This window comes from Limimaricola hongkongensis DSM 17492 (genome assembly GCF_000600975.2).
In the GTDB taxonomy this organism is placed as follows: domain Bacteria; phylum Pseudomonadota; class Alphaproteobacteria; order Rhodobacterales; family Rhodobacteraceae; genus Limimaricola; species Limimaricola hongkongensis.
On record NZ_KK088654.1, the window covers coordinates 1 to 19,042 of the forward strand.

Below are 19,042 nucleotides of genomic sequence, written 5' to 3' on the forward strand. Positions count from 1 at the left end.
GGGACACGCCATCACCCGGCGCAGCCGTTCTTCTGGCCGGGCTTTCGACTGGCAAAGAAGAAGGCAGAGAACCGCATCAAGCGCGCCATCGGCAAGGCCATCAAGGAGGCGAAGTGATGGGCGCAGACATCGAGGTGCAGAAGGCTATCAGGGCGCGTCTGGTGGCGTCTCCTGCGGTCACGGCACTGGTGCCAGCGACAGGCATCGTGGACAGCCACCAGCGGCCCGCTCCGAGGCCCGGCATCATCCTAGGCGAGTCCCAACTCCGCGATGAAGGGACCAGCCTCCAGCGGGCGCACACGCGCGTCTGGCACACGCTGCATATCTGGAAGCGCGAGCCGTCCCTCGAAGGCGTGAAGGCTATCAGCGCGGCTGTACGTGGCGCTCTGAGGGGCGACCGGCTGTCTCTGGGCGGGGGCTATCACCTTGGCGATCTGCGCGTGTCTGACGGGCGCTCCATGCGTGACCCGGATGGGGAGACCTCCCATGCGGTCCTGACCGTCGAATGCCTGGTGGTCGAGCCATGAAGGCGGGCAAGCTGATCTACCGCATCGCCATCGAGGAAGCCGCCACGACGGTGAACGATGCAGGCACCCCGACAAGCACATGGACCCGCAAGGCGATCCTTCGGGCCGAACTGGTCGAGCAATCTACCGAGGAGTTTCTCGGCGACGGCGGCGCGACCGACGAGGAGCTGGCCGTCTTTCGGACCCGATACCTCGCTGGCGTGACCAATGCCGACCGAGTGATCTTCGAGGGCCGCTCTTACAACATCCGCCAGCTGACACCGCTCGGCCGCCGCGTCGGTCTGGAGCTGCGCTGCGTGGCACAAGGAGACGAATGATGCGCGGCACCAAGCCCCACATGCAAACCGATCCCGAGGCGATCACCGACATCACCGCGCCTGACTGGCTCTCGGCCGACGCCGCGACCGAATGGGACCGCGTGATGCCGATCCTGTCGGAACGCCGGATCTTGACCGTGGCCGATCTGGGCAGCCTGGAGAACTACTGCACCGCCATCGGGCAGGTTCGGCAGATGGAGCGGCACCTTCAGGAACATGGCCATGTGATCGACGTAGAGGGGGCCATGAAGCGCAACCCGGCCGTGGGCATCCAAGCGGACGCCATGACGCGCTCGCGCCTCCTCGCGGCCGAGCTGGGCCTGACGCCCGTATCCCGCTCGCGCCCTGCCATTCGGGAGGATGACGATGCTGACTCCCTCGTGGATTGATGACGGCTCCGAGATCCCCGATCCGTTGGGCTACGGCGAACGCGCGGTGCAATGGCTGAAGCGGCTGAAGCATCCGAAGAACCCGGCGCTTGGGCACCCTTTCCAGCTCGACCCGTGGCAAGAGCGGATCGTGCGCAAGATGTACGGGCCGCGCCATGAAGACGGCACCCGCATCGTTCGGCGCGTGGTGCTTCTCCTGCCAAGGGGCAACCGCAAGACCTCGCTGGCGGCGGCGCTGACCCTCCTGCATCTCGTCGGGCCTGAACGGCAACCGGGCGGCCTGACCGTCTCGGCGGCCTCTGCGCATGAACAGGCGATGGAGCTTTTCAACGAAGCCGCGATGATCGTCCAAGGCGATCCCCGGCTCTCGAAACACCTTCAGGTGCGGGAATACACCTCGCGCATCGCGTTCCCCCGCGACCGGTCCCGCTACGTGGCCGTCGCCTCTGACGGCAAGGTGCAGCACGGTAAGACGCCGAATGTCGTCATCGCCGATGAAATCCATGCATGGGAAGGCCGCGCCGGTCTGCGCCAATGGGAAGCCCTCGACAGTGCCTTGGTGAAGGTGCCGGGAACTCTGTTGATCGTCGCCAGCACCTCCGGCCGTGGGCAAGAGAACCTCGCTTGGAAGCAGGTGGAATACGCCATCAAGGTGCAGAAGGGTGAGATCGACGATCCCGCCACCCTGCCCGTGATCTTCATGGCCGAGGCCGAGGATGACTGGACCGACGAAGCTGTTTGGTTCGGCACAAACCCCGGCCTGCCCTATGGCTATCCCGACATCATGGGCTTCCGCGACAAGGCGCAGAAGGCGCAGCATTCCCCGTTCGAGCGCGACAGCTTCCTTCAGTTCAACCTGAACCGATGGCTGGACCAGTCGACCTCACCCTTCGTCGAGATGCACGTCTATGACCAGGGCAAGGCAGAGGTGGACCTCGACGAGCTGGACATGGTGCAGGCCCCGGCATGGATCGGCGTCGACCTGTCGAAGAACGAAGACCTCACGGCCGTGGTGGCTTGCTGGCGCGATGGCGATGACGGCTATCAGGTGGTCCCGTGGTTCTTCTGCCCCGAAGACAATCTCCGGGCGCGTGGGGAGCTTCACGGCGTCGACTACGTCACATGGGCCGAGGAAGGCTTCATCATCCCGACACCGGGCAACACCGTCGACCTACGGGCGGTGGAAAGCCATATCCGCGAACTGTGCGCGCGCTTCTCTGTGCAGGAGATCGCGTTCGATCCGACCTATGGCCGGCACATGATGGGCAACCTGAATGATGACGGCTTCCCCGTGGTCGAGTTCCGCCAAGGATGGGTCAGCATGGCCCCGGCAGTGAAGGAGCTGGAGCGCGCCATTCTCGGTGGCCGGTTCAAGCATGGGGCGCACCCCGTCCTGCGGTGGAACTTCGAGAACATCCAGTTGCACGTCGACCAGGCAGGCAACCGTTCGTTCCACAAGGGCAAGAGCGGCAACAAGATCGACGGCGCGGTGGCAGCTGCCATGGCCGTCGCCCGCGCGGCATCGGATGAGGGTGAGTTCGTCACCAACCGGCCGTGGTTCACCGAAGATTTGTGGATGGCATGATGGATGAAGAACGGCTGATCGTATCCCTCGAAGCGCGGATCAATGACTTCGAGAAGCGCATGAAGAAGGCCGAGCGCACCGGCACCCGCTCCTATCAGGGCCTCCGGCGCGGATCGGCATCGGCGACCCGGCAGATGGAAGCCGACATGAACCGGGCGACCACGCGCATCAACCAGGCGCTCGCCTCGACCACAGCGCGGATCGGCAGCTTCAGCCGGGCATTCGCGGGCGGTGCAGTGCTGGGGGTTGTCACTGGCGCACTGGCATCGGTGAACATGAACATCGGCGAGACCATCAAGGGCATCGCCACATTGGGCGACGAGGCGAAGCGCGCAGGTGTGAGTGCGACGGCGTTTCAGGAATGGAAGTTCGTGGCCGAGCAGAACCGCATCGGCATCGACAGCATGGTGGACGGTCTGAAGGAACTGAACCTTCGCGCCGACGAGTTCATCGTGACCGGCAAGGGACCGGCAGCCGAAGCCTTCCGGCGGCTGAACTATGACGCGGCAGACCTCGCGCGCGGTCTGGATGATCCGAGCGAGCTTCTTCTCGAAATCGTCGACCGGCTGGGCGACCTCGACAGCGCGGCCCAAATCCGGGTGGCAGATGAGGTTTTCGGGGGCACGGCGGGCGAGCGCTTCGTCGAGCTGATCGGCCAAGGCGAGGAAGGACTTCGCCGCACCATCGAGCGCGCGCATGAAGTCGGTGCCGTGATGGATGACGAGATGATCCGGAAGGCCGCCGAGTTGGACCGCAAATGGGGCGAGCTGCAAACCCGCGTCGGCAGCTTCTTCAAGTCTCTGGCCGTGGGTTCGGTCGAGTTCGCCTCTCAGGTCTCGAACATGCGCGAGGAACTGGACGGGCTGTTCCGAAGCTATGAGCAGGCCGAGGGGCTCTTGGGCACCGGCATCGCCGAGAACCTCGACGACGAGACGCTGGCGGCTGACGAGAACGCCGAAGCCGTGGGCCGCATTCGGCAGGCCTATGAGGGCCTCGCAGACCAGACGGGCGCACTGGTCCCGCAGCTCGAACAGGCGTCCATGCAGATGCGGAGCTTCGGCTACACCGAGGCCGCCGACGAACTGGCCAACATCGCAGCCGAGATGCGCACCCTGTCGTCCGACATGCGCGACGGCACCGTGGATGCCGAGACCTTCGAGACCCGGATGACGGCGCTGACCGAGGGGGCGAACGCGGCGTTCAACGAGCTGTCCGCGATCGACAAAGTGGAGTTCTCCGGGGCCATCGCGGCTGTCGGTGGACTGATCGGGCGACTGGCGCAGGCGGTGACGCAGGCCCGCGCGCTCAGGGCGGCGCTACCCGGCGGCACTCCCGATGGCACCACGACCCCTCCCAACGCGGGCAGAGGCGGCGACCCCCGTTCGATGGGCGGCAGCTTCGGCGACTGGAAACTTGCCACGGCGACCGAGAACGCCCCGACCAGCGTCACGCGACCGTCCGAGCGGCCCCCGATGCTGGCAGAGCTTCAGTGGTGGTCGCCTCCGGGTTCTGGTGGTGGTGGATCTTCCGGCGGCGGGTCTTCCAAGGCCCCGAAGCTCAGCGAGCTGGAGCAGGAGATCAAATCGACCCGCGAGGAGATTGCACAGCTCCAGGCCGAGGCCGTCGAACTGGCAGCGGTGGCCGACAGCGGCATGGCCGTGGGTGATGCCATGGAGTACGCGCGCAAGCGGGCCGAGCTTCTCTATGCGGCGCAGGCATCGGGCAAGGAGATCACGCCCGAACTGCGGGCCGAGATCGACCAGTTGGCCTTGGGCTACACGCAAGCGGGGAAAGCGGCAGAGGACGCGGCCGACCGCCTCGATCTGATCCAGCAACATGCCGAGCGCGGTGCGGACAAGATGACCGACCTTTTCACCGGCATCGTCTCCGGCTCCATGAGCGCCAAGGACGCGCTGGCCGGACTTCTAATGGAACTGGGGCGGGTGCAGATACAGAAGGCCATGCTGGGCCTCGCTGACAGTCCGAGTGGTGGCTTTCTAGGCACCTTGGGCGCGGCGCTGACGGCACGGGCGACAGGTGGTCCGGTGCAGGGTGGGACGCCCTACCTGGTCAACGAGCGGACGCCCAACAGCGAGATCTTCGTGCCGTCGCAATCCGGGGGCATCTTGAACGTACCGCAGGCGCAGGCGGCCTTGCGTGGGGCGGTATCCAGCCAACCGCAGAAGCCGCAGCCCGTCGAACTGATCCTCCATGCTGCCGAGGGCATCACGGTTGAGACCGTCCGCAATGAAGCCAGCGCAATCATGCGGCAGGGAATCGGGGCCTATGACAGGCAGATGCCTGCCCGCGTGAAGGGCATCCAAAAAGATCCGAGGGCCCGATGACCCGGCTTCAACGGCTTCTCTGCGCCTCTCTGAAGGCCCATCTCGACGGCGGGCGAGCGATGCCCCCCGAAGGCAGTGGCATCCTCTGGCGGGCCTTCCTAGCGTTGTCGCGTACGCGCAGCACCGGGGCCAACGGGCCGAATGCCATCACCTTCACCGAGATTGAAGCGTGGTCGCGGCTGACCCGAACGCCGCTGGAGCCGCACCACGTCGAGACGATCACTGCCATGGATGAGGTGTGGATGGCGAAGGTCTATGCGCGGCAGAACCTTCCCGAAGGAACGAAGGCCCTGCCGCAGAGATCGAAGGAGGCGATGACACCCACGCTGTTCGACCTCGCCCTTAGATGAAGCCGAAACCTACCTTTTGCGTTTGGACCATGTCTTCAACCGGTGTGTCTAGAAAGCTCGCAATCGCAAGAACTATATGATCAGCGGCGAAGGATACGGCTTTATCTTCGTCCGCCGCACTGAAAGTCTCAGTTTGCTCATGAACTTCAACCGTAATCCTGTCAGCGGCTTTGAAGCACCTTAACTTCACTGGGAATTTGTTCTTGGGCCACGACTGAGGCCCATGTTCAAGAGTGATATAAACGGCAAAATGAAAGTACCCCTCGTCGTCGAAGTTCACAGCCTCCCTTGGGTGCTTAACCTTGTGGCTTTCTCCGCCCTCAACTGCCATCAAGCTGACATAGGGTTCCTCCCAAGAGGTCCTATCTTCTGACACCGTATAGCTCCTGGGAGCTTCCGTTTGTGCCTCTACCTGCTTTAAAATATTAAAGGCGAAGTTTACACATGAGTTGTAGTAGTCTCGCTGACCTTTTGAGAAAGCCTTATATTTCTCAACCAAGTCTTCGTACTTGAGAGAGGCGGCGGGGATGTCAGGCATCGGATGTCCTATAGTTGCAAGAGAAAGTATTTAGACTGTTTTGCACAGGTAGATGCTCTCCCCCCATTACTCCATAGTTGAGAAACAAATTTACTGAGTTTCGTCCAATCTGTTGATCTGTTCCAGATCGACGGGTTCCTGTTTCCTTGTTCTGGAAAAGTGTTTCCGGCAGCAACGATTTCGGCGTCTCAGTCCGGCTTCGCTCTTGGCTCAAACCGCAGCTTGCTTCCTGACCGACTGCTTTTGATCCGGCCTTCGCGGACCCAGCGCATGACCGTATCTTCTGATACACGATGGTATCGTGCCATCGTCTTTACATCCCAAAGAGACTCAGGCGGCAGGGAGCGCTGTAGGAGTTCGCGGATGTCAGCTCTTAGCCCCCGCACTTCTTCAATAAGGGTCTCAAGTTCCGGGATTTTGAGTTCAGCCACGACCAGTTCCTCCATGTTTCCCATTCTGAAGCGGCACCTAGTTGCATAAATGCATCAATGCGTAGTTGCGTACTTACGTAAACAAGGACTTATGAATCTTTCTCAGAAGGATTAGCAGCTCGCGCACAGATAGCGCTTGCGGGCTAGATTCCGCCTGTGCATGTTCGGCCTTGGGTGTGAGAACCCGCGAACCAGTGATGACTTAACGTCTTGGACAGATTTGCCTTTCCCGGTCGGGAAGGATCGGCGAAGTATGGCTTCAGGCCGGGGGCGAGCGTGCTGTCCAAGGGGGGACCCTAAAAGCGTTCGACCTGTCTCACTGGCAGGTTCTCACCCCCCGGCCGCCGGTCCGACACCGGCGATGGCTGTGAGAAGCCAAACCAGTGAGAACCGAATGATTGCACAAGCTACCCGCCTGAACCTGTCCGACCTGCCCGAAGATGCCGTCGAGAAGCTGAAGAGCCTCGACCATGAAGGTTTCCACCTTCTGGGCGTCGATGCCTATCGTATGCGGGGCGAAGACCAAGAGGCGGCTTTCTCGAAGGATGCCAAGACGGCCATCCGTGACGCATTCAAGGCGTTGAACGCCTCGCCGACGATCAAGATCGACGAACCCATGGAAGAGATCGTCTGGGCGCTCGACATGCTCTGCTTTGCCTTGAGCAAGGGTGAAGACCTCGACAAGCAGGATTGCCAAGCCTTCTGGTCCGTGGCGAACAAGGCTCGGGACTTGGCGACCGAATACCGCGACCAGACCCGTGAAGTCCGGCAGCGTCTTCGCGCTCTCAAGGAGTCGGTGTGATGGCTGCAGCGAACTACAACCCACAAGAGCTCTCGGCGAAGGCTGGCACAGCCCACAGCGGCCTCGACTTCCTGATCTTTCAGATTCAGCAGATGTCCAGTGAGGACAGGACGCCGGCCGATTTGCGCGACCTGATCCTCATGTCGATTTATCACACGCAAGGCATCTTGGCCGAAGTGCAGGATGCCATGGAGGCCGAGACCCGAGCCCAGTTGAAGCGCTGAGATAATGCGTCCTAGGTCACTGAACCTATCCCAATAGGTAGGTGACCTAGGGGAAGTAATCATTAGGGTCTATAGGCGTAGCATGTGATCGACACAGCTACGTTTTTACGAGTTGACCTAGATAGTGAGTGCGGCCCGCCCTGCCCGGCGGGTCGTTTCATGTCGAGTATTCTCTGCCAACTCCACCGTGTACACAAGACGGCCAGCGTCATGCTCGGTGCGCCTGGCCACAATACGGTAAGGGACCGAACCTTCTGAGCGCCATTCAGTGATCAAGCTTCCGATCTTTGGAGCCAAGGATGCTAAGGGGAACTTGAGGGGACCAAGAACCGATGTGGCTGTTCCTATCATGTGAAACTCGGCAATGACCGGATCATCTGGCTGCAACACTGTAATGGTGTTCATGGGCGCCCTCGCTTCCTAGTGACAACCTAGGGGTGTTTATGCAGCTGCGCAATGTCCTTAACATAAAACCCGTTGCGCGCCGAACCACGCCCTAGGGTAGATTGCGGAAGCGCGTATTTACGTATCCGCACACCTACGACGTCACGTATCCATGCGGTTGAGGTAATCCGTAAGTGCGGCTTCGAGGATCGCCTGATGCGTCTTATCGGTCTGCGCCGCGTGGAGCCGAAGCCGCCGGTAGGTCGCGCCATCGAGTGCCAGCGTCAGCCGCTTCTCGCCCTCGCGCTTCACGGGCTTGGCCGGTGCCGCTCCGCCGCGCTGGGGGATGCCGGTATCGGTCGGCTTCGCTGAGGTGTTGAGCAGACCGTCTAGGGTCACGGTTTTCTTAGCCATGGAGGATGCCTCTCACGTAGGTCCAGAGTGTCACAATCTCTTCGCTCGCCTTCGCGTCACCGGCTTCCGTCACGCCAAGCCCGGTGGCCCCGCTCTCGGCGTAGACGACGCGCTGCGCGATGTTGATCGGCGCAACTCGACCATGCTGGGCCAACACCCGCGCCGTCTCTTCCGTGATCTTGGCGCGCGGCGTCTGCGACATCGCGAAGACGAAGGGCACGTTCGCGGCGTTGACGGCCGAGACAGTGGCACCGACTGCGCGGAGATCGTCGGGCGATGGGCGCACCGGGATCAACACCAGGTCGGCGGCCGAGATCACGTCAGTGAGCCATTCCGGCGCGGCTGGCGGCGTGTCGATGATACAGAGATCGAATTGCTCGCGCGCGGCGTTCAACGTGGCGCGGAGGGAGTGCGGGGCAGGGTCGCGCTCCAGCATCGCCGGGGCATCCGTCTCGCGGCTTTCCCACCATCCCCGAAGCGAGGCCTGCGGATCGAGATCGAGGCAGAGAACCCGGTTTGGCTCCCCTGCGGCGGCAACAGACAGGTTCCGGGCGAGGGTGGTCTTCCCCGCTCCTCCCTTCTGCGCCGCGACTACCAGTGTCTTCATGGCTCTCCCTGCCCCTGTGAATCGCAAATCCTTAAGGGCACAGTTGCACGATTGCGTGAAGCCGCATCCACATATTTACGCAAAAGCGTAACCATGCGGTAACAAAGTCGGGCAATATGCGTGGATGAGTGGCGATCTTGAGGCGCAAGATGGAAGTGATAGTGGTGTCATGCTTGCGATACGCAATTTCTGGCAGTAGCTTGATCACTGTGGCGTGAGCCACAACGAGCGAAGCCCGCCTCGGTGGCGACCGAATAGCGGGCTTCTAAAAGCAACATAACCGGTGGTTCGGTTTGCAGCCTGTGACATGGAGAGATTAGGACAACCGTCCGCCTCCTGCAAGCCTGATTAGCCACTGAGTCCAAGGCAAGGACCGGGTCTGAGTGAGCGATGTATATTACCCCGAACAAGACGAACGGCAGATTCCGCTGGGCGTGAAGTACGACCTCAAGCCCGTCTGGGCGGAGATCAACACGGCCTTCGATACGGACGCGACTGGCGCTGCAATCGTCCTGGCGGCCTTCGAGGCGTTCTTCCTGGGACGCCCTGTCTCCTACAGCCGCAACTGGAACTACTACGGCGCCCATCGGCATCCTCTCATCACCTACACAAAGGTGACGCGCGCAGTCGACCAACTGGAAGCCAAGGGTCTGATCCATCACTACCGCCAGCTCCCGGGCTACTTGAACTGGCAAAGCGCCTTCGAGGCCACGACCGAACTCGTCGCCATGGTGCAAGCCATTCTGGAAGAGAAACCGCGTTTGAGATTGGCCCCTCTGACCCAAGTCACGATCTTGCGCGATGCGAAGGGCAAGCCCGTCGACTACCGGCGAACTCGGGCCATTGACCGGCAGGACCAGAAGACCGAGGCATTCAACGAAGCGATCACGTCAGCCAACATCGCGCTTCCGACGCAATCCAATGTCGTCGCCTTGCCGAACCTCGCATGTCCCATGGCGCGGATCTACAACCGCGACTTTAACAGGGGCGGACGCTACTACGCCCGAGGCCCGAGCTGGCAGAACACACCGAAAGACAACCGACGCGGCGTTACTATTAACGATGAGCCGACCGTCGAGCTCGACTTCGATGGGATGCACATCGCCATGCTCTATGCGAGGCGAGGCCTGCCTATCTCCGAGGATTGCTACGCCATCGATGGTTGGCCGCGTAAGCTCGCGAAGGTAGCAACGCTCACCCTGATCAACGCCACGACCCAGCGGAAGGCTCAGGAGTCCATTGCGCATAACGGCCTGATGTCTAGCGAGCTGGGCGTCGAACCCGGCAGCGCCGAAGCCAAGATCAAAGCGACCGCGCTCATCAAGGCAGTGAAGGCGCGGCATGTGGCCATCGCGGACAGCTTGCACTCAGACGCCGGCGCTTCCCTGATGCGCGACGATTCCGATATGGCCGAGATCGTCATGACCGAGATGACCCTTCGCAAAGGCATCATCGCGCTACCGATCCACGACAGCTTCCTGGTCCCCGTCTCGAAGCGCGCCGACCTCGAAGAGGCCATGATCGATGCCGCTCACAAGGTCACCGGAAGCCGCCTGACGGTATCCGAAAAGTAGCCGCCATAGCCCTCGAAACCGCCTTGTTGAGAACCATTCGCAACGGCGAACATTCTCGTATCCTATCAATGCCTTAGTCCGAAATCCTCTTACAGATGGAGGGAAGCCGCCTCCGGGATGGGCATGGAGGGAGGCGGATGGAGGGATTGAGGGGGTCGACGGCGATTTGGCCTCGTCATCGTCTCGGCAGGGTTCGATCATGGCTGTAAGCAAGCGGCGGCCATCCGATAGCGGTTTCAGATGGTATGAACCTAGAGGGCACATTCGTTGCCGCACCCGCTGCCACCGATGCCGATGCCGGATCGACATTACCCAGACCTGATCACCTTCCCCGCCGCTCCCCTCCATATGTAAGAGGATTCTGAGCTAAGCCATTGGCCCGACTGCGCTTCATGCGCCGTGGCGAGTGGCATGATCCTGGCCGCTTTCGACGCCTTCTTGCCGTTGGCAGGATTTGCCGCTGGCATCGGTGTAGCATTGCCAGGGCGCACCTGATGCGGGATGCATGTCGTGCGGGGGCGAACCATGTCCGGGGTAACGCACCATCAACGCATGGAGCAACGCAGGCGGCGACCGTCACCGGGTAACGCAACCGCTCACGCATGGGGTAGTGCGGCAGCTGGACGGGTCTGTCTGGCGGACGGGTCCGAGCACAGGCACCCAGTCGCGGCATCCTGTCAGGTTCTTTCTGTGGATAACCCTCGCTGGAATGCGGCTAAACCTTGACTTTCACTGCATTTTCTGTTCTATCAAGGTATGCGGTCGCAAGTCATCATTCGGGCAGGTATCGGCTCCTTCGGAGGCCGATTGAGTGATGAGCCGGGGCAATGCTTCGGTGCTGGGTGGGCAGACCGCTGTCACCCTCACTGGCAGGATCACCATGACTGACATTCCTCCCCTCGACCGTTGGCGTCTCGACGGTCTCCTCGCTGGCCCTGAGAAGATCTGGGGCCTGAACGGCATCGCCTTGGTTCTCGGCGTCTCGGTCGACACCGTCCGCAGGTGGTCGAAGTCTCCGACCACGCCCATCTATCGCCCCGGCGGCCGCTACTTCGCGTTCCGCTCCGAACTGGTCTCTTGGCTGAGGTCGAAGTGATGCCCGCAACGACCAGTCAGGGCAGCACGCGAGGCGTTACGGCGCGGGTCTACTGCAAAACCCGAGCCTTCCGTATGGGCTATGAGGATTACCGCCTCCGCAAACCCGCTACTTTCGGTAACTGGGGCAAACACGAGCGGGCTTATGAAGACGGTCGCCAGACGGCTGCCCATCTTGCCGCCAACCGTGAAACGCTGCGACCTATCCCCAGCCAGTCCCGTATCAGCGAAGTCGAGTTGCGCTTCCTGATCGAAGCAACGATGCGCCTGATGTTGCTTACTGGCAGCCCCATCCAGCAGTTAATGGCGGAGCGAGAGCTAGAGAATCTGCAAGCCTCAAGAGTTTCCTGAGATAGATTCAGAACTCCTCTCGCGGGCATCCCCGGGTAAGCCGTGCGGATGCCTGGCCGCCCCTAAACCCTATAAGAAACAACGATTTGCTAGATCTGGCCAGCTGCCGGACGCTCGCGCGCGCGGGTAGTTTGGCTGCATGATCTGGCCATTCTCCAAGCGCACCGTTGAAGTCGACACGAAGTCTCTCGCCCAACCGAGCGAGGAGCTTTATGCCGCTTTGGGTCTGACCTTCACCACGGCGGGCGGCGTCACTGTCTCGGGCGAGACCGCGCTTCGCGTCCCGGCTGTCGGTTCTGCCATCCGCGTCATCTCCGAGGCTGTTGCCTGCCTCGACGTGGCGGTGAAGACCGTCGACGCCGATGGCACCGAGATCGACGCTCCGAACCATCCCGCCCTCGCGTTCCTGCGCGACCATGCGAACGACTGGACCAGCGGCTATGAGCTGATCCGCGACCTCGTCATTGACGCCCTCTCCGACGACGCTGGCGGCCTCGCCTATGTGAACCGGATCGACGGGCGCGTGATCGAGATCATTCGCTACCGGCGCGGCGTCATCACCGTCGAGATCGACCAGACGACCGGCGAACCGAGCTACAAGATCGACAACCGCCCCGTACCGGGGGCGAACGTCATCCACCTCCGCTGCCCCTTCGGCCGCGCGCCGCTCTCGCTGGCACGGGAGGCCATCGGCATCTCGCTCTCGCTGGACAAGCACGCCGCGCAGCTCTTCGGCCGTGGTGCCCGCCCCTCCGGCGCTCTGAAGTTTCCGAAGGGCATGGGCGAGGCATCGGTGAAGGCCGCCCGGACTGCATGGCGCTCGACCCATGAGGGCAACGACGCCAACGGGCAGACGGCTATCCTCTTCGATGGGGCCGAGTTCGAGCCGTTCACCTTCAGCTCGACCGACGCGCAGTTCCTCGAAAACCGGAAGTACCAGGCCACCGAAATCGCCCGTGCCTTCCGTGTCCCGCCTTCGATGCTTTTCGACCTCGACCGGGCGACGTGGAGCAACACCGAACAGATGGGCCGGGAGTTCCTCGTCTACTGTCTAGAGCCTTGGCTTCGTGCCCTCGAAGGCTCTCTGCGCCGCGCCCTGTTCCTGCCCGATGAGCGCGCCACCCATGCCGTTCGCTTCGACCGTGACGACCTGACCCGCGCCGACCTCAGCACCCGCTCGACCGTCATCAACAGCCTGATCGCCAGCCGGGTCATCAATCCGAACGAAGGCCGCGCATGGCTGGGCCTCACGCCCCGTGAAGGCGGCGAAGAGTTCCTGAACCCCAACATTGTCACCGCTCAGGAGCCGACCGATGCAGCTGAATGACATCCGGGCCATGGCGGAAGACCAGGAGCGCGGGCACTGGTACGAGCTGGCCGATCCCGTCGACGGGAAGCCGACCGGCATCCGCCTTCGCATCGCAGGCCCTGACAGCGAGACCCAACGCGCCGCGCGTCTGAAGCTCGCCGACGATCTGGCCGACCTCGCCGACGCCGATGGCCGGGTTTCCCCTGCCGCTCGCGAGCAAGCCCGTCTCGACAACCTCGCCCGGTGCATCCTGTCATGGGAGATCACCGAGGACGGCGACCCGGTGCCCTTCACCCATCGCAACATCATCCGCCTCTTGAAAGCCGGTGCATGGGTTCAAGCGCAAGTGGACGCCTTCGCGGCAGACCGCTCTGCCCATCGGGGGAACGCCTGATGGATAGGCTGTTCATCGAGACCAAGCTCTACGCGGGCGAGGAAGGCGACATCGAAGGTCTCGCATGGCCCTTCGGCAAGCCCGACCGCATCGGCGACATGATCGAGAAGGGCGCGTTCACCGGGGCCTCTCTGCCCCTGCCCATGCTCTTCGGCCACGACATGAATGACCCCATCGGCGCATGGGATGGCGCTGAGGAGCGGGAAGACGGGCTGCACCTCAAGGGGCGGCTTCTGGTGGGCGAGGTTACTCGCGCGCGTGAGGTGGCCGCTCTGGTCCGCTCTGGCGCTGTGCGGGGCATCTCCATCGGCTTTCGCACCATCAAGGCAGGCAACCGTTCCGGCGGCGGCCGCACCATCCAGCGGCTCGAGCTTCTGGAAGCGTCCCTTGTGACGATCCCCATGCATCCCGGCGCGAAGGTGACTTCGGCCAAATCTGCGGTTCGGGCGCTGTCGCTCGCCGCTGCCATCAACCGCGCCACGGCGCAGCTCTCCAAGAGGCAAGCATGACCCTTCAAAGCCCAAGCGCATTCGAGCGCAAAAGCGAAGACGACGACGCGAACGACATCGTCACCAAGGCCCTCGGCGACATGACCGAGACCTTCAACAAGCGACTGTCCGACATCGAGGCGAAGGCCGACACGTCGAAGCTCGCGGATCGTCTCGACAAGCTCGAAGCCAAGTCCAACCGTCCGCAGGGCGGCGAGCAGAAGGCCGACATGGGCGAAGAGCGCAAAGCCTTCGGCCACTACCTGCGCCTAGGCAATGCGACCCCGGCTGACGAACTGAAGACCCTGACCGTCTCCAGCGACCCTCAGGGCGGCTACCTCGCCCCGGCCGAAATGAGCGGCGAGTTCATCCGCGACCTGGTCGAGTTCTCGCCCGTCCGCACCGTGGCCAGCGTCCGCCAGACCGGCGCGCCGTCCGTGATCTATCCGACCCGCACCGGCATCACGAATGCCCGCTGGAAGGGTGAGGCTCAGCCCGCCCAAGAATCCGAGCCGGGCTTCGGTCAGGCGGAAGTCGACGTGAAGGAGCTGGCCACCTTCGTCGACATCTCCAACAACCTCCTCGCTGACAGCGCCGGTCAAGCCGAGGCCGAGGTTCGCCTCGCGCTGGCGGAAGACTTTGGCCAGAAGGAAGGCGTTGCGTTCCTCTCCGGTGACGGCGTCATCCAGCCCGAAGGCATTCTCACCAAGACCGGGATTGCCGAGACCAACAACGGCCACGCGACCGACCTCAAGGCCGACGCCCTCATTGCCCTGATGTACGCGCTCCCGGCGACCTACCGGAACCGTGGCGCATGGGCGATGAACGGCACCACGCTCGCGGCGCTGCGCACCCTCAAGGGCGGCGATGGCAACTACCTGTGGCAGCCCTCCTATCAGGCCGGTCAGCCCGAGACCGTTCTCGGCCGTCCCGTGGTCGAGATGGTCGACATGCCCGACATTGCGTCCGGTGCCTTCCCGATCCTCTACGGCGACTGGTCCGGCTACCGCATCGTCGACCGCGTGGGCCTGTCGGTTCTGGTGAACCCGTACATCCGCGCGACCGAGGGCATCACCCGGATTCACGCGACCCGCCGCGTCGGTGGCCGCGTCCTCCAGACCGCCAAGTTCCGCAAGCTCAAGATGAGCGCATAAGGAGATCTGTCATGCGTGACCTGACCAGCAACATCCGCGCCATCGCCGCTGTCGCTCCTGCCGTGCAATCGGCTTCGGTGAACGGCACTGCCATCGACCTGAAGGATGCGGGCCGCGTTGCCTTCATCCTGAACACCGGCGCCATCGTCTCGGCCGGTGACTTCTCGGCCAAGCTTCAGGAGAGCGACACCACGACCAGCGGCGACTTCGCTGACGTGGCGGCCGACCTGACCGACAGCGATGCCCCGGCAACGCTTGAAGCGACCTCGACCTACAAACTCGGCTATCGGGGCTTCAAGCGCTACGTGCGCGTCGTCCTGACCAAGGCGGGCGGGACCAGCATTGCGGCCGGTGCCGTCGCTGTCCTGTCCGACCTGGCCGAGCGTCCCGAGGTCTAACGTGATCCGGCGCGAGGGACTTCTGACGGGCGACACGATCCGCCCCAAAGCGGCAAGCTGCTCTCCCTGCCTCGCGTCGGAGCGGCATTTCAGGGCCAAGGGCAGCGAGATCGGAGGGAGCGAGGGGCTTGGGGCCTCTCGCTCCCGTCGCCGGGGAATATTCCATGCCGACGAAGCCGCCGCGTCTATGCGCCTGTGGGAAGCGTGTGCCAGCCGGGACCAAGTGCCTGTGCATGGCCAAGAGCGACCGGGAACGGAAAGCCCGCTTCGACCGCACAAGGCCCAACAGCAGCCAACGCGGCTACACGGGCACATGGGAGAAGGCCAAGGCCGACTTCCTCGCCAAGCACCCATTCTGTCGCCGCTGTGGGCAGCCTGCCGACACCGTCGACCACATCAAGCCCCACAAGGGCGACCCGGTCCTCTTCTGGGATCGGAGCAACTGGCAGGCGCTGTGCGCCCGCGACCACAACAGCGCCAAGCAGCGTGAAGAGCGGCGCACTCTCAAGAGGTAACACACCATGATCTTCTCCACCGCAGGCGCCAAGCTCTACATCGGCGGCACCCAAGCCATGAAGTCCACTGACTTCGTCGAAGGCGACTTCTCCACCGAGACCTGGACCGAGATCACTGGGCTCGAAAGCCTCGGCTCTGTGGGTGACACCGCCAACGAGATCTCGCAGGACATCGTCGGTGAAGGCCGCACCAAGCGCATCAAGGGCACCCGCAATGCCGGTGCAATGGAGATTATCGCGGCCATCAACTACGCCGATGCAGGGCAGCAGGCGCTCCTCGCGGCCGAGAAGACACCGCAGGATTACGCCTTCCGCGTTGTGTTCAACGATGCTCCCGCTGGCGGCACGCCCTCCGAGCGCATGTTTATCGCCAAGGTGGGCAGCGTCTCCGAGGCCTACGACACCGCCAACAGCGTCATGAAGCTGAACAGCTCGCTGTGGGTGAACTCCAACGTGGTCCGCGTCAACGCTGCGGCAGGTGTGTGATGACTGACGTCGACCGCATCGAGAAGGCGAGCGAACTGGTGAAGGAACTCAACAACGAGCTTCAGCGCCTCGCCCATGACGGCATTGAGGTGAAGCTGTTCGTCCGCCACCAAGTGCAGCACCTCGGCGGCCATCCCACGAACGACGTGCTCGACGCTGACTTCGCCCGACCGCTGCGCCGCATCTGGTGCTGAGCCTAGCCCCCGGGTGGTCAACGACTTCTGGCCATCACGGGGGACCGGCGCGGGGAACAGCGCACAATATTCGCACGAAACAGGATTTTCGCCATGCCCATCGTGGACCTCTACGACATCAAGGAGCACCTCGCCTTTACCGGCGACGAGGGCGGGCATGATGACAGGATGATCTATCGCAAGATCGAGGCGGCTCAGAACCATATCGAGCGGCTTCTCGGATTCAAGATCGAGGCCAACTTCGGCGGCGTGGATCAAGACCCGGTCCCCCCGGTGCTGATCGAAGCCGTGAGCCAACTGGCGGCATGGTGGTACGAACAGCGCGAGGCAGCGAGCGAGGGCGCGAAAGAAGTCCCGTTCGGCGTCCGCGAGATCGTCACCGAGTATCGGGAGTGGACCTTCTGATGAGCGACGGCGGCCTCTCCAAGTTTCAGAAGCGCATGAATGCCATCCCCAAGGCGGCCCGGAAGGCGGTGAGGCCTGCCCTCATGCAGGGCGGCTACGACATCGCGGACGCCATGGAAGCCCTTGCCCCCGAGGCTGACGGCGATCTGAAGGGCAGTATCGAGGTGACGGGACCGGGGCAGATGACCCCGCCCTACTCTCAGCCCGGCGGCTCCCATGCAGTGCCCGAGAACCAAGTGGCTGTGACCGCAGGCAACAGCGACGTGCGCTATCCGCACCTTCAGGAATACGGGACACGCCATCACCCGGCGCAGCCGTTCTTCTGGCCGGGCTTTCGACTGGCAAAGAAGAAGGCAGAGAACCGCATCAAGCGCGCCATCGGCAAGGCCATCAAGGAGGCGAAGTGATGGGCGCAGACATCGAGGTGCAGAAGGCTATCAGGGCGCGTCTGGTGGCGTCTCCTGCGGTCACGGCACTGGTGCCAGCGACAGGCATCGTGGACAGCCACCAGCGGCCCGCTCCGAGGCCCGGCATCATCCTAGGCGAGTCCCAACTCCGCGATGAAGGGACCAGCCTCCAGCGGGCGCACACGCGCGTCTGGCACACGCTGCATATCTGGAAGCGCGAGCCGTCCCTCGAAGGCGTGAAGGCTATCAGCGCGGCTGTACGTGGCGCTCTGAGGGGCGACCGGCTGTCTCTGGGCGGGGGCTATCACCTTGGCGATCTGCGCGTGTCTGACGGGCGCTCCATGCGTGACCCGGATGGGGAGACCTCCCATGCGGTCCTGACCGTCGAATGCCTGGTGGTCGAGCCATGAAGGCGGGCAAGCTGATCTACCGCATCGCCATCGAGGAAGCCGCCACGACGGTGAACGATGCAGGCACCCCGACAAGCACATGGACCCGCAAGGCGATCCTTCGGGCCGAACTGGTCGAGCAATCTACCGAGGAGTTTCTCGGCGACGGCGGCGCGACCGACGAGGAGCTGGCCGTCTTTCGGACCCGATACCTCGCTGGCGTGACCAATGCCGACCGAGTGATCTTCGAGGGCCGCTCTTACAACATCCGCCAGCTGACACCGCTCGGCCGCCGCGTCGGTCTGGAGCTGCGCTGCGTGGCACAAGGAGACGAATGATGCGCGGCACCAAGCCCCACATGCAAACCGATCCCGAGGCGATCACCGACATCACCGCGCCTGACTGGCTCTCGGCCGACGCCGCGACCGAATGGGACCGCGTGATGCCGATCCTGTCGGAACGCCGGATCTTGACCGTGGCCGATCTGGGCAGCCTGGAGAACTACTGCACCGCCATCGGGCAGGTTCGGCAGATGGAGCGGCACCTTCAGGAACATGGCCATGTGATCGACGTAGAGGGGGCCATGAAGCGCAACCCGGCCGTGGGCATCCAAGCGGACGCCATGACGCGCTCGCGCCTCCTCGCGGCCGAGCTGGGCCTGACGCCCGTATCCCGCTCGCGCCCTGCCATTCGGGAGGATGACGATGCTGACTCCCTCGTGGATTGATGACGGCTCCGAGATCCCCGATCCGTTGGGCTACGGCGAACGCGCGGTGCAATGGCTGAAGCGGCTGAAGCATCCGAAGAACCCGGCGCTTGGGCACCCTTTCCAGCTCGACCCGTGGCAAGAGCGGATCGTGCGCAAGATGTACGGGCCGCGCCATGAAGACGGCACCCGCATCGTTCGGCGCGTGGTGCTTCTCCTGCCAAGGGGCAACCGCAAGACCTCGCTGGCGGCGGCGCTGACCCT

At 63.1% G+C, this 19,042-nt stretch carries 28 protein-coding genes and 1 pseudogene; 25 read left to right on the forward strand and 4 right to left on the reverse strand.

Annotated features, from left to right (window positions below; genetic code table 11):
• Positions 1 to 116 precede the first annotated feature (116 nt).
• Genes LOKHON_RS15370 through LOKHON_RS15395 form a run of 6 tightly spaced genes read left to right on the forward strand, consistent with a single transcriptional unit; the run spans position 117 to position 5,513 of the window.
• Positions 117 to 527 (forward strand): DUF3168 domain-containing protein, encoded by a 411-nt coding sequence (locus LOKHON_RS15370; protein ID WP_017930017.1) that lies wholly within the window; start codon positions 117 to 119, stop codon positions 525 to 527.
• Positions 524 to 844: a phage head closure protein gene (locus tag LOKHON_RS15375; protein WP_017930018.1), complete on the forward strand. Its 321-nt coding sequence runs from the start codon at positions 524 to 526 to the stop codon at positions 842 to 844. Before LOKHON_RS15370 ends, LOKHON_RS15375 begins: the two co-directional genes overlap by 4 nt.
• Entirely contained in the window at positions 844 to 1,233 is a 390-nt protein-coding gene (locus LOKHON_RS15380) for a phage terminase small subunit P27 family (RefSeq protein ID WP_017930019.1), read from the forward strand. The genes LOKHON_RS15375 and LOKHON_RS15380 overlap by 1 nt, the downstream gene beginning before the upstream one ends.
• Positions 1,211 to 2,818, forward strand: a complete 1,608-nt coding sequence (locus LOKHON_RS15385; RefSeq protein ID WP_017930020.1) for a terminase large subunit — start codon at positions 1,211 to 1,213, stop codon at positions 2,816 to 2,818. Before LOKHON_RS15380 ends, LOKHON_RS15385 begins: the two co-directional genes overlap by 23 nt.
• Entirely contained in the window at positions 2,815 to 5,163 is a 2,349-nt protein-coding gene (locus LOKHON_RS15390) for a phage tail tape measure protein (RefSeq protein ID WP_051059680.1), read from the forward strand. Before LOKHON_RS15385 ends, LOKHON_RS15390 begins: the two co-directional genes overlap by 4 nt.
• A complete protein-coding gene (locus LOKHON_RS15395; protein ID WP_017930022.1) occupies positions 5,160 to 5,513 on the forward strand; it encodes a phage tail assembly chaperone in 354 nt (117 codons plus the stop codon). Before LOKHON_RS15390 ends, LOKHON_RS15395 begins: the two co-directional genes overlap by 4 nt.
• Here the strand turns inward: LOKHON_RS15395 and LOKHON_RS15400 are convergent.
• Entirely contained in the window at positions 5,506 to 6,051 is a 546-nt protein-coding gene (locus tag LOKHON_RS15400) for a hypothetical protein (RefSeq protein WP_017930023.1), read from the reverse strand. The genes LOKHON_RS15395 and LOKHON_RS15400 overlap by 8 nt on opposite strands.
• Before the next feature lie 188 nt (positions 6,052 to 6,239).
• Positions 6,240 to 6,497: a helix-turn-helix domain-containing protein gene (locus tag LOKHON_RS15985; protein ID WP_162561820.1), complete on the reverse strand. Its 258-nt coding sequence runs from the start codon at positions 6,495 to 6,497 to the stop codon at positions 6,240 to 6,242.
• A gap of 346 nt (positions 6,498 to 6,843) precedes the next feature.
• Between LOKHON_RS15985 and LOKHON_RS15405 the strand changes: the two genes are divergently transcribed.
• Entirely contained in the window at positions 6,844 to 7,284 is a 441-nt protein-coding gene (locus tag LOKHON_RS15405) for a hypothetical protein (protein ID WP_162561821.1), read from the forward strand.
• Positions 7,284 to 7,508, forward strand: coding sequence for a hypothetical protein (locus LOKHON_RS15410; protein WP_017930025.1), 225 nt, complete (start codon positions 7,284 to 7,286; stop codon positions 7,506 to 7,508). The genes LOKHON_RS15405 and LOKHON_RS15410 overlap by 1 nt, the downstream gene beginning before the upstream one ends.
• A 546-nt stretch (positions 7,509 to 8,054) precedes the next feature.
• Here the strand turns inward: LOKHON_RS15410 and LOKHON_RS15415 are convergent.
• Together LOKHON_RS15415 and LOKHON_RS15420 are read right to left on the reverse strand one after the other, a co-directional pair.
• Complete coding sequence (locus LOKHON_RS15415) at positions 8,055 to 8,306, reverse strand: hypothetical protein (protein ID WP_017930026.1); 252 nt, start codon at positions 8,304 to 8,306, stop codon at positions 8,055 to 8,057.
• Positions 8,299 to 8,913: a ParA family protein gene (locus tag LOKHON_RS15420; protein WP_017930027.1), complete on the reverse strand. Its 615-nt coding sequence runs from the start codon at positions 8,911 to 8,913 to the stop codon at positions 8,299 to 8,301. Before LOKHON_RS15420 ends, LOKHON_RS15415 begins: the two co-directional genes overlap by 8 nt.
• A 383-nt stretch (positions 8,914 to 9,296) precedes the next feature.
• Here LOKHON_RS15420 and LOKHON_RS15425 point away from each other — a divergent pair, with 383 nt between their 5' ends.
• From LOKHON_RS15425 to LOKHON_RS15505, 17 genes and pseudogenes are all read left to right on the forward strand, one after another.
• Entirely contained in the window at positions 9,297 to 10,487 is a 1,191-nt protein-coding gene (locus tag LOKHON_RS15425; protein ID WP_017930028.1) for a hypothetical protein, read from the forward strand.
• Positions 10,488 to 11,367: 880 nt separating this feature from the next.
• Positions 11,368 to 11,583 (forward strand): MerR family transcriptional regulator, encoded by a 216-nt coding sequence (locus LOKHON_RS15430; RefSeq protein ID WP_033315764.1) that lies wholly within the window; start codon positions 11,368 to 11,370, stop codon positions 11,581 to 11,583.
• Positions 11,583 to 11,933 (forward strand): hypothetical protein, encoded by a 351-nt coding sequence (locus tag LOKHON_RS15435; protein ID WP_162561822.1) that lies wholly within the window; start codon positions 11,583 to 11,585, stop codon positions 11,931 to 11,933. The genes LOKHON_RS15430 and LOKHON_RS15435 overlap by 1 nt, the downstream gene beginning before the upstream one ends.
• Before the next feature lie 139 nt (positions 11,934 to 12,072).
• Positions 12,073 to 13,260 (forward strand): phage portal protein, encoded by a 1,188-nt coding sequence (locus tag LOKHON_RS15440; protein ID WP_017930031.1) that lies wholly within the window; start codon positions 12,073 to 12,075, stop codon positions 13,258 to 13,260.
• On the forward strand, positions 13,247 to 13,636 hold the full coding sequence (locus tag LOKHON_RS15445; RefSeq protein WP_017930032.1) for a hypothetical protein: 390 nt from the start codon (positions 13,247 to 13,249) through the stop codon (positions 13,634 to 13,636). The genes LOKHON_RS15440 and LOKHON_RS15445 overlap by 14 nt, the downstream gene beginning before the upstream one ends.
• Positions 13,636 to 14,145, forward strand: coding sequence for an HK97 family phage prohead protease (locus LOKHON_RS15450; protein ID WP_017930009.1), 510 nt, complete (start codon positions 13,636 to 13,638; stop codon positions 14,143 to 14,145). The genes LOKHON_RS15445 and LOKHON_RS15450 overlap by 1 nt, the downstream gene beginning before the upstream one ends.
• On the forward strand, positions 14,142 to 15,278 hold the full coding sequence (locus LOKHON_RS15455; RefSeq protein WP_017930010.1) for a phage major capsid protein: 1,137 nt from the start codon (positions 14,142 to 14,144) through the stop codon (positions 15,276 to 15,278). Before LOKHON_RS15450 ends, LOKHON_RS15455 begins: the two co-directional genes overlap by 4 nt.
• An 11-nt stretch (positions 15,279 to 15,289) precedes the next feature.
• A complete protein-coding gene (locus LOKHON_RS15460) occupies positions 15,290 to 15,676 on the forward strand; it encodes a hypothetical protein (RefSeq protein ID WP_017930011.1) in 387 nt (128 codons plus the stop codon).
• Positions 15,677 to 15,840: 164 nt separating this feature from the next.
• A complete protein-coding gene (locus LOKHON_RS15465; RefSeq protein ID WP_026147652.1) occupies positions 15,841 to 16,191 on the forward strand; it encodes an HNH endonuclease signature motif containing protein in 351 nt (116 codons plus the stop codon).
• A 6-nt stretch (positions 16,192 to 16,197) separates the two neighbouring features.
• Entirely contained in the window at positions 16,198 to 16,677 is a 480-nt protein-coding gene (locus LOKHON_RS15470; RefSeq protein WP_017930013.1) for a hypothetical protein, read from the forward strand.
• Positions 16,677 to 16,871 (forward strand): hypothetical protein, encoded by a 195-nt coding sequence (locus LOKHON_RS15475; RefSeq protein WP_017930014.1) that lies wholly within the window; start codon positions 16,677 to 16,679, stop codon positions 16,869 to 16,871. The genes LOKHON_RS15470 and LOKHON_RS15475 overlap by 1 nt, the downstream gene beginning before the upstream one ends.
• Before the next feature lie 93 nt (positions 16,872 to 16,964).
• On the forward strand, positions 16,965 to 17,276 hold the full coding sequence (locus tag LOKHON_RS15480; protein WP_017930015.1) for a head-tail connector protein: 312 nt from the start codon (positions 16,965 to 16,967) through the stop codon (positions 17,274 to 17,276).
• Positions 17,276 to 17,683, forward strand: a complete 408-nt coding sequence (locus LOKHON_RS15485) for an HK97-gp10 family putative phage morphogenesis protein (RefSeq protein WP_017930016.1) — start codon at positions 17,276 to 17,278, stop codon at positions 17,681 to 17,683. The genes LOKHON_RS15480 and LOKHON_RS15485 overlap by 1 nt, the downstream gene beginning before the upstream one ends.
• Positions 17,683 to 18,093 (forward strand): DUF3168 domain-containing protein, encoded by a 411-nt coding sequence (locus LOKHON_RS15490; RefSeq protein ID WP_017930017.1) that lies wholly within the window; start codon positions 17,683 to 17,685, stop codon positions 18,091 to 18,093. The genes LOKHON_RS15485 and LOKHON_RS15490 overlap by 1 nt, the downstream gene beginning before the upstream one ends.
• A complete protein-coding gene (locus LOKHON_RS15495) occupies positions 18,090 to 18,410 on the forward strand; it encodes a phage head closure protein (protein WP_017930018.1) in 321 nt (106 codons plus the stop codon). The genes LOKHON_RS15490 and LOKHON_RS15495 overlap by 4 nt, the downstream gene beginning before the upstream one ends.
• Positions 18,410 to 18,799: a phage terminase small subunit P27 family gene (locus tag LOKHON_RS15500; RefSeq protein WP_017930019.1), complete on the forward strand. Its 390-nt coding sequence runs from the start codon at positions 18,410 to 18,412 to the stop codon at positions 18,797 to 18,799. Before LOKHON_RS15495 ends, LOKHON_RS15500 begins: the two co-directional genes overlap by 1 nt.
• Positions 18,777 to 19,042, forward strand: a pseudogene (locus LOKHON_RS15505) (terminase large subunit); the annotation flags it as partial. The gene LOKHON_RS15500 and the pseudogene LOKHON_RS15505, both read left to right, overlap by 23 nt.